21 protein-coding genes and 2 tRNA genes are annotated in these 16,642 nt (G+C 32.9%); 6 read left to right on the top strand and 17 right to left on the bottom strand.

Annotated elements, in window-relative coordinates:
* Positions 1-344 precede the first annotated feature (344 nt).
* The 5 genes from AB1410_00005 to AB1410_00025 all read left to right on the top strand — a co-directional run bounded on the left by AB1410_00005 (position 345) and on the right by AB1410_00025 (position 5,781).
* A complete protein-coding gene (locus AB1410_00005) occupies positions 345-3,296 on the top strand; it encodes a VWA domain-containing protein (protein ID MEW6455084.1) in 2,952 nt (983 codons plus the stop codon).
* Positions 3,297-3,424: 128 nt separating this feature from the next.
* The gene (locus tag AB1410_00010; protein ID MEW6455085.1) at positions 3,425-4,612 is read left to right on the top strand and encodes a S41 family peptidase; all 1,188 of its coding nucleotides are present in this window, start codon (positions 3,425-3,427) and stop codon (positions 4,610-4,612) included.
* A gap of 147 nt (positions 4,613-4,759) precedes the next feature.
* Positions 4,760-4,924, top strand: a complete 165-nt coding sequence (locus AB1410_00015; protein ID MEW6455086.1) for a hypothetical protein — start codon at positions 4,760-4,762, stop codon at positions 4,922-4,924.
* A 93-nt stretch (positions 4,925-5,017) separates the two neighbouring features.
* Entirely contained in the window at positions 5,018-5,563 is a 546-nt protein-coding gene (locus AB1410_00020; GenBank protein MEW6455087.1) for a tetratricopeptide repeat protein, read from the top strand.
* Positions 5,560-5,781: a hypothetical protein gene (locus AB1410_00025; protein MEW6455088.1), complete on the top strand. Its 222-nt coding sequence runs from the start codon at positions 5,560-5,562 to the stop codon at positions 5,779-5,781. The genes AB1410_00020 and AB1410_00025 overlap by 4 nt, the downstream gene beginning before the upstream one ends.
* Positions 5,782-5,819: 38 nt before the next feature.
* Here AB1410_00025 and AB1410_00030 read toward each other — a convergent pair whose 3' ends face one another.
* From AB1410_00030 to AB1410_00110, 17 genes are all read right to left on the bottom strand, one after another.
* On the bottom strand, positions 5,820-6,638 hold the full coding sequence (locus AB1410_00030; GenBank protein MEW6455089.1) for a DUF3108 domain-containing protein: 819 nt from the start codon (positions 6,636-6,638) through the stop codon (positions 5,820-5,822).
* Positions 6,575-7,120: an isoprenylcysteine carboxylmethyltransferase family protein gene (locus tag AB1410_00035; protein MEW6455090.1), complete on the bottom strand. Its 546-nt coding sequence runs from the start codon at positions 7,118-7,120 to the stop codon at positions 6,575-6,577. The genes AB1410_00030 and AB1410_00035 overlap by 64 nt, the downstream gene beginning before the upstream one ends.
* The gene (gene waaC / locus AB1410_00040; GenBank protein ID MEW6455091.1) at positions 7,104-8,123 is read right to left on the bottom strand and encodes a lipopolysaccharide heptosyltransferase I; all 1,020 of its coding nucleotides are present in this window, start codon (positions 8,121-8,123) and stop codon (positions 7,104-7,106) included. The genes AB1410_00035 and waaC overlap by 17 nt, the downstream gene beginning before the upstream one ends.
* A 1-nt stretch (position 8,124) precedes the next feature.
* Positions 8,125-8,601 (bottom strand): D-glycero-beta-D-manno-heptose 1-phosphate adenylyltransferase, encoded by a 477-nt coding sequence (gene rfaE2 / locus AB1410_00045; protein MEW6455092.1) that lies wholly within the window; start codon positions 8,599-8,601, stop codon positions 8,125-8,127.
* Positions 8,576-9,598: a PfkB family carbohydrate kinase gene (locus tag AB1410_00050; protein MEW6455093.1), complete on the bottom strand. Its 1,023-nt coding sequence runs from the start codon at positions 9,596-9,598 to the stop codon at positions 8,576-8,578. The genes rfaE2 and AB1410_00050 overlap by 26 nt, the downstream gene beginning before the upstream one ends.
* 73 nt (positions 9,599-9,671) lie before the next feature.
* Positions 9,672-9,746 (bottom strand) — tRNA-Glu (locus AB1410_00055).
* 5 nt (positions 9,747-9,751) lie between these two features.
* A tRNA-Lys gene (locus tag AB1410_00060) sits at positions 9,752-9,823 on the bottom strand.
* Entirely contained in the window at positions 9,814-10,968 is a 1,155-nt protein-coding gene (locus AB1410_00065; GenBank protein ID MEW6455094.1) for a site-specific integrase, read from the bottom strand. Before AB1410_00065 ends, AB1410_00060 begins: the two co-directional genes overlap by 10 nt.
* A gap of 128 nt (positions 10,969-11,096) precedes the next feature.
* Complete coding sequence (locus tag AB1410_00070; GenBank protein MEW6455095.1) at positions 11,097-11,381, bottom strand: helix-turn-helix domain-containing protein; 285 nt, start codon at positions 11,379-11,381, stop codon at positions 11,097-11,099.
* On the bottom strand, positions 11,374-11,925 hold the full coding sequence (locus AB1410_00075; protein ID MEW6455096.1) for a hypothetical protein: 552 nt from the start codon (positions 11,923-11,925) through the stop codon (positions 11,374-11,376). Before AB1410_00075 ends, AB1410_00070 begins: the two co-directional genes overlap by 8 nt.
* Entirely contained in the window at positions 11,912-12,493 is a 582-nt protein-coding gene (locus tag AB1410_00080; protein MEW6455097.1) for a hypothetical protein, read from the bottom strand. Before AB1410_00080 ends, AB1410_00075 begins: the two co-directional genes overlap by 14 nt.
* Positions 12,477-12,710, bottom strand: a complete 234-nt coding sequence (locus tag AB1410_00085) for a hypothetical protein (protein ID MEW6455098.1) — start codon at positions 12,708-12,710, stop codon at positions 12,477-12,479. Before AB1410_00085 ends, AB1410_00080 begins: the two co-directional genes overlap by 17 nt.
* Positions 12,700-13,917 carry a DnaB-like helicase C-terminal domain-containing protein gene (locus AB1410_00090; protein MEW6455099.1) on the bottom strand — a complete coding sequence of 406 codons (1,218 nt, stop codon included), beginning with the start codon at positions 13,915-13,917 and terminating at the stop codon, positions 12,700-12,702. Before AB1410_00090 ends, AB1410_00085 begins: the two co-directional genes overlap by 11 nt.
* Complete coding sequence (locus AB1410_00095; GenBank protein ID MEW6455100.1) at positions 13,914-14,771, bottom strand: replication protein; 858 nt, start codon at positions 14,769-14,771, stop codon at positions 13,914-13,916. The genes AB1410_00090 and AB1410_00095 overlap by 4 nt, the downstream gene beginning before the upstream one ends.
* Positions 14,752-14,964, bottom strand: coding sequence for a hypothetical protein (locus AB1410_00100; protein ID MEW6455101.1), 213 nt, complete (start codon positions 14,962-14,964; stop codon positions 14,752-14,754). The genes AB1410_00095 and AB1410_00100 overlap by 20 nt, the downstream gene beginning before the upstream one ends.
* Before the next feature lie 11 nt (positions 14,965-14,975).
* The gene (locus tag AB1410_00105; GenBank protein ID MEW6455102.1) at positions 14,976-15,209 is read right to left on the bottom strand and encodes a DUF5659 domain-containing protein; all 234 of its coding nucleotides are present in this window, start codon (positions 15,207-15,209) and stop codon (positions 14,976-14,978) included.
* Positions 15,210-15,255: 46 nt separating this feature from the next.
* Complete coding sequence (locus AB1410_00110; GenBank protein ID MEW6455103.1) at positions 15,256-15,459, bottom strand: helix-turn-helix transcriptional regulator; 204 nt, start codon at positions 15,457-15,459, stop codon at positions 15,256-15,258.
* A gap of 95 nt (positions 15,460-15,554) precedes the next feature.
* Between AB1410_00110 and AB1410_00115 the strand changes: the two genes are divergently transcribed.
* Complete coding sequence (locus tag AB1410_00115) at positions 15,555-16,154, top strand: hypothetical protein (GenBank protein MEW6455104.1); 600 nt, start codon at positions 15,555-15,557, stop codon at positions 16,152-16,154.
* Positions 16,155-16,642: the final 488 nt, after the last annotated feature.

A 16,642-nucleotide genomic window follows, 5' to 3' on the forward strand; every position in this document is an offset into this window, starting at 1 on the left:
ACTTTTTCAAATTCTGATTTCATCGAAAAAGTGGCCGGAATAAATCGGAATGGGTGGCCACTTTCAATCAGAATCAGTGGCCGGTTTGAATCGGAATCGATGGCCACTTTGGATCGGAATATACAGAAGAGTATATTTCGATAAAAAATCTTGGGAAAAGGCAAAATTTTATCTGGAAAAACATATATCATTGGGAGGTCAAAATCAGGAAAAGGCTAAAGAATTACTCGATTTTTTAAAATATAAATAAATTGAAAAGCACATTCCTTCCATTCTCACTTAAAATAAACTTTTTTCTCATCCTTTTCTTACTTTTATTTAACTATTCTTTCTCCAGTGATTTTTTGAATTTTTACAAAAAAGGTGAGAGAGCCCTGAATAATAAAAACTATCATGAAGCAATAGAGTATCTCTCTAAGTCCATAAAATCATGGTCAAAGCCTGCAAAGAAATTTTCCCTTGCCATAGTATTTAACCTTCGTGGGATTGCTTACAGTGAGCTAAAAGAATACAATAAAGCAATAGAAGATTTCACAGAGGCAATAAAGCTAAATCCTAAATATGAGGAAGCATTCAACAATCGTGGGGTAGCTTATTACAACTCAGGCGAATACGATAGGGCAATTGAGGATTATACTGAAGCCATAAGATTAGAAAAGGGGTATCCTCAATCATTACACAACAGGGGTTTAGCTTATTTAGAAATAGGAGAATATGATAAAGCAATTGAAGATTTCACAAAAGAGGTGAGCTTAAATCCAAAATCTCCAGAAGCATATGATCTACGGGGAATGGCTTATCTAAGGATGGGATTAAAGGAGAAGGCATTAGAGGATTTTGTAAAGGCATTGGAAATTAATCCTGAATTCTGGAGTTCATATTTAAACCGAGGGCTTCTTTATTCTGAAGATGGAGAATATGAAAAAGCTATTAAAGATTTTACAAAGGCGATAGATTTAAATCCTTTAAATGCTGAAATTTACAACAATCGCGGAATTGCCTATTCAGAATTGGAGGAATATGAGATGGCTATAATGGATTTCACGCAGGCTGTAAAATTTAATCCTTATTATAAAGAAGCATATTTCAACAGAGGTATTTGTTATGAGAAACGAGAAGAATATCAAAAAGCGATAGAGGATTTCAGCGAGGCTTTAAGACTGAATCCTGACGATGCGGAGACACTTTACAGAAGAGGAATCAGCTACTATCATCTCGGCTTGATAGAAAAAGCAATATTGGATTTAAAGAGATCAGCGGGCTTAGGACACCATCCCGCAAAGAAATTTTTAAAAGAAAAGATTAAACCCATAGATCATGAAGTCAGGGTGGAACTCGTATTAATAGAGGTTTTTGTCAGTGATAAAAAAGGAAATTTCATTGAGGATCTTACAAAGGATGATTTTGAGGTATATGAGGATGGAAAGAAGGTTAAAATTCACTATTTTAATGTGGTAAAACCTGCAAAAGAACTTATCGAAATAAAAAAATCAGAAACAATTGAAGAAGCTAAAGAACCTTCCGCTCGTGAGAAGAGATTGATTATTTTATTCGATAATATTAATAACAATCCTCTCTTTCTTCTTCGCAGTTTACCAGAAATTGAAAAGATGTTGAAAACACTTTTAGAAAAAACAAAGGAAATCTCAATAATGGAATTGAATCCAGAATATGGCGTTAGAATAATCCAACCATTTTCCTCAGAAAGGAGTTCAATTCTTACTCAAATATCAGAGTTCAAAGGGGACTTATGGAAAGAGATAGAAAAGCAAACCTCAGAAAGAACAATGAAAGAAATTGAAAAAGATGCTAAGTTAAGTATCGAGAATAGATTCATGTCAAGCCATCATTTCTTCACGGAATCAGTAATCTTGGAAAGAAGCCTTGCAATAAGAAGAAGACTTGAACGGTCGTTTAGTGCTTTTTTGACTGCTATAAATTATATAAGAGGATTCGATGGTATAAAGATAGTGCTTCTTATAAGTGATGGATTTTCTGTTAGAAGTAGGATTGTTAAATTATTCGATCCTTTTGAGATATTTGATGGAAAAAAATACTTCGACTCTCGTGAAGTTTTTGATAGATTTTTAAAATTGATCAACGAAGAAAATATAACTTTTTACACTCTTTCCCCGAAGGGACTAGAACTAACGCTTGATTACGGTGAGCTTCCATGGGGACCTGGCGCATCTCAAATATTCTGGAAAGATGAAATACAACAATGGACGGGAGAGCTTTACACAATTGAAAAAATAGCAGAGGAGACAGGGGGCCTTTATCTGAGAGATAAAAAAAAATATGAAGAATTTGTTAAATACCTTGAAAGAGACCTCACACACTTCTACGAAATAGCCTATAAGCCTCTCAGAGAAGAGAAGGATGGAAAGTTTCACAAAGTAAAAATAAAAGTGAAAAGACCCGATCTTATTGTAAGATACAAAAAAGGTTATATGGATTTTACTGAAAAAGAGCTTGAGAGAAGAAACATTGCTTTAGCATTTCTTTCTCCATCTTTCTTCAGGGACATCACCTTTTCCTGTAAAATGAATAGCCTCTTTCTCGAAAGTGAAGTTCCCCAATTCTGGATGAGATTAGCGATTCCTTTGAACCAATTCCAAAATTTTAAAGATTCTCCTGAGGAGCTTACTGTTATGTTCGGTATAAAGGAAGAAAAGGGAGAGAAGTTTCATATAGGCGAGACAAAGCTCAGGGTAAGGGATGCCATTAAAAAAGGTTCCCCTTTCTTATACTATGCTTTTGGAACCTCAGAACTAAAACTAAAACCCGGAGAGTATAGTGGTTTAATTATTCTAAGACATGGTGAAGATAGAATTGCTGGATGGGAAGCTACTTTGAAGATACCCGAACTGAAGAGAGAGGGGCATGCGAGTATCCTCAATTCCATTTTAGGTTTCATAAGAAGCGATATAAGTAGCGATGGTGCTCCATTTACAATTTCTAAGAGAGACGGCGCTCTAAATCTTTCGAAAGCCAATTTTTTCCCATTGGTTGACAATGAATTTAGGGAAGGATCAAAAATAGCTCTATTTTTACAGATTTATAATCCAGATGAATCCAAAGACTTTTCCTTCCGATTTTCTCTTTATAAAGATGAAGAACTTATTTCAAATACATTCTCCCAGAAGATCGAGTCTTACTTCGATAAGAAGACAAAAATATTCAATGAAATTTACCTTTTGGATTTTCATGGAATTTTTCCGGGAGATTATAGATTAGTAATTCATTCACCTCAAGATCGTATTGAGAAAGTAATTAAAGTAAGAATCACCCCTTAAATATAATAAAAAAATTCATAATCAATATTTTAAATTTCTTCAATGAGAGACCGAAAGAGAAATAAAGTGCAAGTAGGAGGGAAAAAGCCATATTTAAAAAAAGGAAAAAAAGAGTTTTAATTGTTTTATTGTTTTTAATAAGCTCTTTTCTTTGGAGCTTAACTAAGGAAGAGAGGATCAAGAATTTTGAAAAACTTTATAAATCAGTAAAAGAGCAATTTCCTTTTTTTGAAATGAGAAATATCGAGTGGGATGAAATTTATAAAAAATATAGATACATTATCCAATCTTCTTTAGATTCAATAGATGACGAAGAATATATCTCAATTTTGAGGGATATGTTAGCAGGATTAGATGATGGGCATGCAGATATTATTAAACCTCCTTTTAATTTGATTGGTATTGGAGCATTTATTACATTAAAAGAAAATAGAGTGATTGTAGATTATGTTGAAAAAGGTTCTCCAGCAGAGAATAGAGGATTGAAGAAAGGATATGAAATAACAGGAGTAAATGGTTCTTCAGTATCCAATTACATTAACTCCCTTCCAATTTATTTCAAAAAACCGCAATGGAAACTTCGAGTTCTTTTCTTTCATGGGAAAGCAAATATATCTATTTCTCTTACTTTAAAAGACATGGATAATACAATTAAAACAATTGAGGTTAAAAGATTAATAAAAGAGAAGAAACCCGTTGAAAATAAAATTATTTATAAGTTTTTAGATGATGAAATTGGTTACATAAGAATATCAGCATTTTCCGGGAAAAATATTATTAAAGAATTTGACGAGGCATTAAAAGATTTATTTAGAAGCAAAGGTCTTATCATAGATGTCAGAGGTAATCCAGGAGGAAGTTCAGAAATTTCAGATTGGATAGTAGGAAGATTTATAGAATATAAGATTAAAATAGGTACTTCGGCTTATAAAATGCCAAAATATATTCCAAGTGAAGGATTCAAAAATGTATTTAATTATATTATTAAGCCAAGGGGAAAAACTTATAAAAAGCCAGTGGTTATTTTAATTGATTTTTGGTGTGCAAGTGCATGTGAACTTTTTACAATTTCCATGAGAGATTCAGGAAGGGCTATATTAGTTGGAAGGAAAACTTCCGGGATAATGGGGCTTCCTGGATTTATAAAACTTTCAGGAGGCATATTAGCTCGATTTTCAACAGGAGATTTTATCCGATTGAATGGAGAAAGTGTTGAAGGTCGAGGTATTACATCAGATATTCAAGTAGATAATGAAGATGAAGACATTGAAAAAGCTATTGAAATTTTGAAATTGAAGATTTCAAAGATAAAATAATAGAATAAACAAAGTAACAAAAAAGAAGAATTACTAACCATGGAAGTATTATTTAATAGAAATGTTGAGAATAAATTATCAACTCAGATTGAAAAGAGGATTAAAACCTCTTAAAAATAAAAAAGAAAGGAGATAGAGATGTAGTACATGATTTTGGGGAATGAAGGAGTCACTCCTAATTGTCCAGGAGACCCTGGAAGATGTGCAGATTACTGCTGGATCGACTGTCCTGAGGTTTGTTCTGTAGTGTGTGGTGTAGTATGCAACCCATATTGTGAATTATTATGCAGTCAACTCTGTGTGATTGACTGATAGGTGGATGTGACCAGTACTGCGAAGGGTTTTGAATAAGCATAATATGAAATTGAATAAAGGTAGAAAGCAATGATGAGAACTTTTTAATCTATTTTAGTAGGCCATTGGGCTCATAATCAGCTTGGGAATATACTCTATAAACAGAAAAGATATTATGAGGCGGTGCAAGAATATAGGAAAGCTATAGAAATAGATCGAGATTATCTTATTGGATATTACAATCTTGGTTCAGCCTATGATGCCTTGGAAGATAAAGAGAATGCAGAAAAGCATTGGAGATTTGTAGCTGAACATGGAAAAGTTAAGAACAAAGGAAAGGAGGCTGAAGAGAGGGTAAAGGGCGAAAGGATGGAAATCCTCGTTTTTGTTAAGGAGACGCAACCATATTTCTATGCCCGTAAATACCTTGGATTCTTATATATAGATAAAGGGCTTAAAGAGAAAGCAATTAAAGAATTTGAAGAGGCATTAAAAGTCATCCCTTCTGATGCTGAAATCCACTATGAGCTTGGAAAAATTTATATGGGTTTAGAAAATAAGGAAAAAGCCATATATCATTTCGAAAGCGCTATTAAGAATGGAACTAAGAATGAACGGGAGGCAAAGGAGTTCTTAAAAGAACTTAGAAAAAAATGAACAAGGATTCCAACCTCTTTAGGTTTATAAAATATTTCAAACCCTACACATCAAGAATAATTGAATCAGCCATATTGATGTTCTCAACCTCCCTTCTTGAGCTTCCTCTTCCCTTAATCACAATGTTCATTATCGATGATGTTATTGTTGAGAAAAACTATGGGCTTTTGAATATCCTATGTTTTGCTCTTTTCGGTATCCTTAATTATATTGAATGAATATAGAATAGCTTCAAAAGGAAAAGAAGCGAAGATTCTCATTCATTAATTTTATTCCCTTCCTGATATTCAATCAGTTCAGCAACACTGTAGCCAATCGTGAAACTGCTTTTAAATCTTACAGGGATTCTTTTTTCATCTTCTGTTATCCAGATGAAGAGTTTTCCTTTGCTTGTCTGAAAGGACCCTCTGAGTCCAGACAAAATTTCGAGAACAAAACAATCAAATTCGCCAAAAGGAGTTTTTATTGATTCTTTTTCTTTAACTCTGACTTTTACGATACTTTTTCTCTTTCTATCGAAAACAGGAATTTCATAAAAGGCGTCGATTTTTAAAGGCAATATGCGGAAATAGTAAAAACAGGAAAGAACATCCTGGATGCAGGGAAACCCAAGCTCATAAGTTAGGTCATTTTTTTCCAATCCTCTTTTAGTTATTTTATTCTGTTTGAAATAAATCTTAGAATTATCATAGTCAAACTCTGAAATCTCATCAGAAACCCATCTTCCCTCTCTCTGATGTTTAATTGCTTTATGGGAACAAAAAGAGTGGAAATCCACAAAGGATTCGATATGGTCATCGACGAAAAAAAAGCTTGATATAATTCCAATGCTTTTTGCTTTTAAAACAATATGAAACATTTCTGGATTTGGATTTTTAGCCTTTTCCATGTAAAATTCTGCAATGCCAGCTTTTAAAAAAGTCCAACTAATTTCATATTTCATTTTTTCGCCTGGTTGAAAAGGGAATTGAGAAAAAGCCCTGACGGTAAAGAACAGAATTATAAAGAATTTTAAAGATATGATTTTATGATAAGAATCAACCATATTGTTATAAACCCGATGGATGCTCTCCATTCTCTATTTTTAAAATAAAGAAACCAGGAGAATTTTTTATTTGATGAATTTTTGTAAGGTTTAAATATTGGAAAGATTACAGGAACTTTGTCTTTATACTCCCCGAATTTATCAGAAAAAAAATTATCCATTTTTTTCTCTTCTAATTTAATGATTGGAATGTAAAATAATAAAAAATATATGATGAAGAGAATTAGTCCATAAAATGAATTGGAGCTAATTATAAATCCAATCCCTAAAAGAAGATTTCCAAAGTAGAGAGGATGGCGTGTAAATCTGTAAGGACCGGATGTTGTTAATGATTTGTCCTTTATTAAATGGCCCGATGACCAGGCCCTTATTAATAGACCTAATATACCTATAATTGCTCCCATGAGAAGGGATGTTAAAGTTGGCTTTGAAATCAAAATAATTATAAGAACAATTACAAATCCAGATGAGATTCTATTCGCTATAAAAAAATTTTCAATTTTTTGTTTCATTTAAAATTCTTAGAACCTCTTTTTCTACTTCCTCAACTTGAATTTCTTTCAAACACTCGAGGTTCTTGCATTTTTTCTTGTAGCAGAAACTGCATGGAATATTTTTAAAAATAACAGACGAATTTTTGTGGAACGGGCCATTTTTTTCTGGATCCGAAGGACCATATATACCCACAGATGGAACAGAAAAGAGAGACGAGATGTGAAGGGCAAGGGTGTCTCCACTTACTACAAGATCTGCATTTCTTATATAATCTATTATCCTTTTGATAGGCATGTAAGGAACAAGTGGGATGTTTCCAATTGAAGATGCTCTCTTAGCCAATCTCCTTTCCATTTCATTTCCCCAGAGGATCACTGGATTTAATCCTTTTTCTTTTAGTCTTTTTCCGAGTAAACCGAATTTTTCAGGAGCCCATCTTTTTGTTTCCCAATTTGCGCCTACATTCAGGATTATATAAGAAGCATCCTTTTTATTAAAAGGTTCAACTTGTTGAACAAAAATATCTTCTAAGCTATCTACTTTTTCGTTATTTATTCCAATCAGGGAAAGAAGTCTTTTGTTTTTATCTATGACATGGATTTTTTCGGAAATTGTGTTCAATTTTTTGTTGTAAAAAATAGAGGATATGGGCTCCTTTAGATTGTTATTTCCAAATCCGACTCTAATTTTTGTTCCTGAAAGATAGGAGATTATCGAAGACTTGACCGTCCCCTGAAAATCGACTGCCAGGTCAAAACCATTTCTAATTTTCTTAAAAAAATTTCTAATTTCCTTTAATGTATTTTTTGAAAATGGTTTTTTTCTCCAGTTTAATGTGTCGGCTATTATGATTGAATCGAGATTTTTTACCATACTTAAAATTTCGCTCCCCTTCTTTTCGGTAACCCATGCTATCCTGGAAGAAGGGAATTTTTTTCTTATAAGATAAAAAGATGGAAGGGTATGAATTATATCGCCGAGCGAACTTAATTTTACTATCAATATTTTTTTAAATTCCATATTAATTAGATAATTTTTTTATCTTCCCGATAATTTCTGAAGATGATTTTATTTTATCACCTCCAACAATCATAACTTTTCCTCCATAGCTTTTTACGATTTCTTTCTCAGGAACCGTCTCCTCTGTATAGTCGCCTCCTTTACAATGAATATCTGGTTTTAATTCTAAAAGAACTTTTCCCACATTATTTTCATTAAATACAGTAACATAATCTACAAAATAAAAGGAGGATAAAATCTCAGCTCTTTCTTTCTCATTTAATAATGGCCTTATATTTCCCTTTAATTTTTTGACGGATTTATCAGAATTAATTGCTACTACGAGAATGTCACCTTTTTCTTTTGCTTCTTTTAAATATCTTATGTGTCCGATATGGATTATATCAAAACAGCCGTTAGCCAACACAATTTTTTTTCCCTTTAATTTCTCATTCTGAATTAATTTTTTAAGCTTATCGAGAGGAAATAGTTTTGACATACTTATTTACAGTTTCTTTTAATTCATTTCGGGTTAATGTGGCAGCTCCTTTCTTCATCACAACTACCCCTCCGGCTAAATTTGATAAAATGGCTGATTGATAAAAATTTCCTCCAGACACAAGCGAGAGAGTGAATGTGCTTATGACAGTGTCTCCTGCACCTGTAACATCAACAATGTCAGTCGAACCGAACACTGGAATGGATAAAGGTTTGGAATTTCTCTGGAAAAGTATCATACCTTTGTAGCCCCTTGTGATAAGAAGGGCAGGAGAACCTAATTTTTTCATGATAAATTCTCCTGACTTTATGATTTTATCTTCATTTTCACCCATGAACACTTTTAAACATTCTTCCACCTCAGGTTCATTCGGAGTTGCTACCGTTACCCCATAAAAATCAAGCAATCTGTGTCTTGAATCAAGGGATACTGGTATTTTCATTTTTTTTGCATGGTTAATGATTAAATCAGAAACAGATTTAGGTATATTTCCGTAGTCATAATCAGAAATAATGAGAGCATCGCTTTTGACTAAAGCTGATTTTAAATTTCTTATCAAACATTCTTTATCGTGTTTATTCATATTCCACTGGGCTTCATAATCGATGCGCAAAACCTGTTGTTTATAGGTATGTTCTCCTCCTGCGAGAATTCTTGTTTTCGTTGGTGTTTTATAATCGTTCTTTTCGATGAGATACTTTGTCTCTATTTTCTTTCTTGAAAAGAGCTCTTTTAGTTTCTCTCCCGAAGAATCTTTACCGATAAATCCAATCGGAATTGGGTTTCCACCTAACTCCAGTATATTTTTTATAGAATTAGCAGCTCCTCCGAGATCCAATTCCTTTTTTTCAAATTTTAGTATGATAACAGGAGCTTCCCTCGAAACTCTCGATGTTCGAGTGTAGATGAATTCGTCAAGAATGAAATCACCCCACACAACAATTTTTTTATCCTCAAACTGCTCGATTATTTTAAAAAAACTTTTTTTATCAATCATTTATACAATAGGCAAAGATAACAGAATGAAACTTCTATGTCAATTTAAAAGTAAAATTAATAGTGTGCTGGAGCGCCCCCAACCGGATTTGAACCGGTGTTGCCGCCTTGAAAGGGCGATGTCCTAGTCCAGACTAGACGATAGGGGCATTTTTGACCCGTGCTGGACTCGAACCAGCGACTCCCTGCTTAAAAGGCAGGTGCTCTCCCTCTGAGCTAACGGGCCGAATTATTATTAATAAAGGATTTCCTAAAGTCAATGTTTTCCAAAACTTCCAATTGTGGATAATTTGCGTCTATTTTTTCTTGAGTCTCTTCACTCATCACAGGAAGAATTGAATTAACTGTTTTTCTTAAGCCTTCCATAGTAGCATGGCTATATCTTGATGTCATTCTTATATCTGCATGTCCTAATATTTCCTTAAGAGATATTATATCACAATTTCTTTGAATAGTGTAGGTAGAAAAAGTATGCCTCAAATCGTGAAATCGAAATCCTATTATTTTAGCTCTTCTGCATGCATTTTCAAACGACCTTCTTATTGAGTGCATCGGCTTACCGTTTCTTTCATCGATAAATACATACTCATTGATTCTTCTAATGTTCTTTAAAGTTTCTAATAACATGGAATTCATTGGAATTCTTCTTATCTTACCGTTTTTTGAGTGAGTGATATGGATAAATCCTTCCTGGAAATTCACCTGTCCCCACCTAAGATAAAGAATCTCCCTTAGTCTCATTCCTGTATTTAGTGCAGTAATAATAATCGGTTTAAGATGGCCGTTTGATTCCTGGAGTAATTTTTTGATTTCCTCTGGAGTTAAGATTTTCTCTCTCGGTTCTTCTTTCAGAAACCTAATCCCTTTTACTGGATTTGAATCAGCTAATTCCCATTTAATAGCAAGGTTAAACATTCGCTTCAATAAGGCCAATTCTCGATTTATTGTTGCGTTAGAAGGAGTTTTTTTAATCTTTTTTACTGGCGAAATCTTAATTTCCTTTTTCCTTTCTATTTTGTATTGTTCTACTAAAAAGTTTGTTATTTGAGATAATTTAAATCCAGAAAAATAACCGCTTAGATGTTTAGCTAAATGGATATCGTTAGGCCAACTTTTTCTGTTAATCTTAGCCCATTCAAAATATTTCTCTACCATTTCCATAAAGGAGATTTTAACCTGTCTTGGCAATTTGTATCTTTGCTGATAGATGTCTCCTTGTCTCATCTTCATGACCTTCTCTGCATCTGATTTTGATTCAAATCCACCCTCTCTCACCCGCCTTCCATTGAAATAATAAGCAATCCAAAACTTTTTGCCCCTTAAAAAAATTGAGCCAGTCCCGTAGGGACGTCTTGTTCTCCTTTTACCCATTTTCTCTGACTCATCGGTGAGATTCATATCAAATTTCCTCAAAAATATCAACTACAATGCGATTAGAGAGGAGATTTAGGAGAAACCCTATATAAATCATTAACCCTGAATCTTGAAAAATCATAGCTTTAGTTATTTTTGATTCTTTCGAAGAATTCATCCAAATCCTCGTTCTTGGTTAATTTTTTTGCCTTTTTTGTTTTCTCTGGAATTGAATCTATCTCCAAATTATACTGAGTCCTTTTCTCCAACCATTCATCCAAAGCCTTTTTCCTGACCCTTAGAGGTGCTTTTCTTCCTTCTCCTAATTTACAAACAGGGATAGACCTTTTCCACGCCCATTTCTTTACAGTAGAAAGTGATAGGCTCAAATATTCGGCTGTCTCTTCCAGGGTAAGAATCTCTTTATTCACCTAATATCTCCCTAATCTTCTCAAATATTTCCTGCTCCCATATCAAAATACCAAGTTCTTCTAACTCTTTCCTCAAATCATTGGCTCTAATATAGTCTTTGCCAATCCTTGATTTAACTATTTTATTAAGATAACTTGCTTTCAATTCCCTTATTTTTTCTCTGACTAAGTCTTTTTCAGTGGTATAGGTAAACACTTTTTCAGGCTCTTTGTTTACTTTTTCTAAAATACTGTTTCCTTTATTTTTTAATTTATCTTTGATTGCGTTCACTATCCTTTTAGATAAAGGCTTTTTACCGTGTAAACACTGAGAGAGGTAAGAAGGAGAATATTCAATCTCTCTTGCTAATTTTCTTAAACCCCCACAAGAGGCAATTGCCTTTTCCAGTAAATCAAGGGGATTTAGTGAAGATTCTTTAATGGGAACTTTATAAACATCTAAGTAAGCTTCGTTTTGCTTCTCATCAAATCTCTTCTGAATAAATTCTTCGAATAAGTGCTTTAAGGAATCAAAAGCTCTATCGTAATCTCTATCGTAATTCATAATTTTCCTTTCCCTCTCTCCAGATATTTTTCATGTATTCTAAACTATTAACCAAAGTTTCCACGATAAGTTTTGCCTGTTCTTTTGTCTTTAGAAACCCTATTGTCATAACAATGTTTCCCTTTCGAAGAGTGATAGGATAGACACTTTCGGAGGCTTTATCACAAAATATCTCAATCCCTTTGATTTCTGTTGAAAATCTTTTTTTTATTTTTAAGGAGTCAAAAAAAGTCTCAGACCTCAATTTTTTGCCTTCGGGAAGCCTTGCCAGTATTGAATCATAGCTATCGACATTTTCAAAATTGCCAAAATTCGATATTATATCCCTGCTTGATTCCTGTCGATAAGATAAATCCTTATCTGTATTGGATTTTCTGTGTTTTTGGACTTTTCGGTATATCGACGCTAAATCAGGCCTATTTTTGGCCTGTTTTCCTCTCTTATTTTTTATCCATTTTTTCTGATAGTCATGCTTATAATTTTTTCTACAATCCTCTGAACAAAAATTTTCTTTTCCTGAAAGTCCCTTTTCAATTACTTTACCGCAGTTCTTACAAAGCTTTCTCATTTCTGATTACTCCGATTGATTCTCTCTTTTTAGCTTCTCTGTTTATTCTTTTTAATTCATTTCCAATATAATCGTTTATCTCTTTCAACCTTATTTCTAACTCTTCAAAGAGTTTTTTTCTTTCGTTTGAATCTTTTTCTTTTCTTATTCTTGATGTAGCAAAATTAAGATAGATATTCAGCAAACTTATTAAATCCAGGTCTTTCTCAATACTCATTTGTTATCTCCAAAATTCTCCCTGTTTGTTTATCAAAATGACATTCCATAAGCTTGGTATCTCCTCTTTTGTTTTTGAGAAGTTTTACAATCATCTTATTTTTAAATTTCTCTCCGCTTTCTTCATCAATCTCTGGTCTCCAGAGGCCTATAACAAAGTCCGATTTCTCCTCAACTGCTCCGGAGTCTCGAGCCATGTTTAACCTCACCGGAATACTGCCGTCTTCAGCCTCTCTCGATAATTGATGAACTAAGATAATCAAAACATTTTCCTCTTTAGCTAATTTCTTGATGTCGGTTATAAGACTTGTTGTTTTCAAATACAAAGAGCTAAAGAATTCCGTTTTGATGAGGTCAAGGAAATCGATGAAAATTATCCTTAAGTTTTTGTTTTTGATTATCCTTCTGATTTCTTCAATTGAGTATATGTTTGAGAAAATCTCTACATTTTTGAAAGTATTTAAAAATTCTTCCTGATATTCTAAATTTGAAGAAACCGCTAAAACTTGCTCAGCATTGAGGTTAAAATATATCTGCCAGAGCCTTTCTGTGATAGATTCTTTAGGCATTTCCAGTGAGAAGAATCCTATTTTTTCGGTATGAGTTGAAACTATGTTCTTGAGGATGTTTAAAGCTAAGAATGTTTTTCCTACTGTAGTTCTTGCCATGATAAGAAGGATTTCGCCAAACCTAAATCCTCTTGTTGCTCTATCTATTGTTGGTAATCCCAAAGTTATTCCTGGGCTTTTTGATGTTGTAAGGCCAATAAATTCTTTTAGACAAAACTCTATAGAGGAATCCTCTGTTTCTGTTTCTGGAATATCAGCTTTAGTTAGAATCTTTTTGAATCTTTCTAAATCAAATTTTGGTTCTTCCGATAATGCTTTCAACTCTTTAAAAACAGATTCTTTGACTTTTGTTTCCTGAAGTTCCCTTATAAAACTTTTTAATTCACTCTCAGCATTTGAAAAGTTTATATAGCTGGTATTCTTCAAGATAGAATTAAAATATTCTATTGGAATCTCATCTTTCAGGTTCTCTATTATTTGCAGCAAGCTGAATGTTTTTCCTTCTTCTTTGTGGAGTTTTTTCATCTCCCTGTATATAAGCTTAGCTGGTTCAGAAAAAAGCTCTTCTGGGATATCCTCTCTGAATAAAGAATCGTCATTTAGCATTGTTCCGATTATTGCTTGCTCTAATGAAATCATCTTAACCCCGCTTTTTTTAGTTCTTCCATTGTTAAATCATAAGCCGATGGTTTCTTGTTTCCAGTTTCTGATTTTGAATAGTTTTCAAATGGTTTATTTTCTGTTAAGAATTTCTCAAGCCCTCTCTGAAGAAACTCCTTTAAAGTCCATTTGTAAGTCCAGAAATACTTATCATCAGTTAGGATGGTATAGTAATTGTCAATTGCTTCTTTTATCTCTTCGGGAGAGTATTTTTTAAGCCGAGCATTAATTACACTCTGAAGGTTAGCTGTTAACTCTCGGTGTTTGATTATTCCCTTAGAGTTCCAATAAGAGAAGATATCTTGTATAGGGGAAGTTTTTTCTTCTTTTTGAGAATTCGGACTATATATATTTTCTTTTGTAATAGTTTCTTTTGTGGGTGCAAGAATTTGTATATCTTTTTCAAGTTCTTGCACTACCCCTATTTTTCTTGCACTACCCATTTTCTTCTTGGTAGCATAATAATTCCTTCTATTTTCAAGGATTTTCGTATATTGAGGTGTTTTTTCTTGCACTACCCATTGGTCATAATCCTTATTAAATTTAATGGTGCTTATTTCGTTAGAATTTCTATTTCTTTTTCGATATATAATAATCATTCTTTTGGCCTCGAGATTCTGGAGAGCATAAATTATCATCCTTCTGCTTTTCCCTGTCATTTTTTGTAATTGAGAAATACTAATTTTGTCTTCTCTTTTATTCCAACCATATGTTTTACGGAGAATTGCCCATATAATTTGCCCTTCAGTAAATCCCGGCATTGCTTTTGCCAGTGCCTCTACAATTTCATTAGCTATCTTTGTGTAGCCATTTTCAACTTGTGGATTTGCCATTGCTTTCCCTCCTTTTTTCTAAGTCTTCAATTAAGGAATTAATAACTTCTCCGATGGGAATGAAATCAGACTTTTTCCTATGGGGTTTTAATTTTCTGTTCTTTTTTGCTAAATTACTTTTGTTAAAGGAAGTTCTACAATATTTATTAAGGAAGTCCTCCAGATTGACTGTTTTTACTTTTTCAATATTCATACAATCATCTCCTAAAAATTTCGAAATATTAACTTCTTCAGATTATCCAAAGCCTGAAGATAATCTCCGATTTTAACCTCTTGATTATTTAGAAAATCTTGGATTAATTTCTCGCATTCCCCATCATCCTGAAAGACGAAAAACACTTTTCCATTTTCATGTCTGGAATTCAAAAGCTTCACTCCCCTTGCTTTAAGGAATGCCCCAAGATATAAGTCTGTTGTGCAATAATTTTTATTTTTCATTTTCACTTAAAGAAATTTTTTCAATGTCAATAGCCATGAGTTAACCTCACCTATTTGATTCAACTGGAAAAACCTCATCAACTTGCACCTTTAATGCCCTTGCCAGCTTCTCCCTGACTTCCATCCCCGGATTAATATAGCCAAGTTCAATCATATCAACCCAACACAAAGAAACCCCAGACTCAGCAGAGAGGCGACCCATAGCCCATCCTCTCTCTTTCCTTAATTTTCTTAAATTGTTTCTATGCATTTTGCCTCCTGAAGCCTTGATTTTTTCGGCTTCATACATTAGAATAAACTATTGTGATTGCTTTCAATATAGCTCATTTTTGGTGACAGACAGAAATGATTAGAAAAGTTGATGCTGATGTAAATGTTGAATTTCTAATCCTTATGCAAAATTTTAGAAAAGATAAAGGCGGTAAAGAAGTTTTTGATTTCAAGCGAGGATATAGTTTTATAAAAAGATTGCTTCCTATCAGGGGTGACTCATTGGAACTTTCATCACTTTGTTATAAAACGAAAAAATCTCTTAAAAGAAAATATTTCTTCATTCATCGCATTAAAATTCTTTTTTTGTGGAAATGTGTTAAAGAGATGAGATTTTTTGCTCGATGGTTAGTAAATAAAAAAAATAAACTTGATATTCCTGAAGGGATTTTTGTCCCTAAAAGGCATTTTGAAAGTATTACGAAAAAGTTTCTACTTCTTATCTCTATTTTAAAATATTTGATCAAAAAAAATATTCCATTAAAGTCTTATTCAAGGGAAATACAGAGGAAATTCCACATATCAAAGAAAGACCTCTTAGAGTTCTATAATTGGCTTCTTTTACTCGAAACAAAAGGAGAGTTATTGAAGCAATTTTATGTTGAATTATTAGCTCGATACAATGTTTTTATTAAAGAAAAAGGAATTGATAAATTACAATCAATCAAATTATAAACTTCCCCCTTTTCTTTAAAATCTCTTAATAAAGACCTGATTTTTCTTATATAACGGCAAATGTTAGGATATTGAATTTCGCAGGGAAGGCTACCCCCCCCTAACCAGGTCTCGGCTGAAGGCTAATCTATCCTACCATATCCTATCCTTTCAGCTAATCTCTTTTAATTTCTTGAAAGAATATCCTTAAAAGGAAATCTATTAAAATCAATAATTTAGTGTTCACGCAATCCACTCTTTATGGGAACACAATTTAAAAAAATCTCAATCAGGTAGGAATGAATTAGGATTTTAAAAATTGTAATATATCGACATAGTCAAAAAACGTAATATATCCGAATAGCTTTTTACTCCACCTAATATTAAATTATACATAGTGTCACATGGTATTATCATATAATACTTATATATCTTCTTACAATAAAGGTTTTCTAATGTTTTTAGATATTATATTAGATTAAAAAATTACCTCGATTTTGTAGGTCAAT

The organism is Acidobacteriota bacterium (assembly GCA_040756905.1).
Lineage (GTDB): Bacteria > Acidobacteriota > Aminicenantia > JBFLYD01 > JBFLYD01 > JBFLYD01.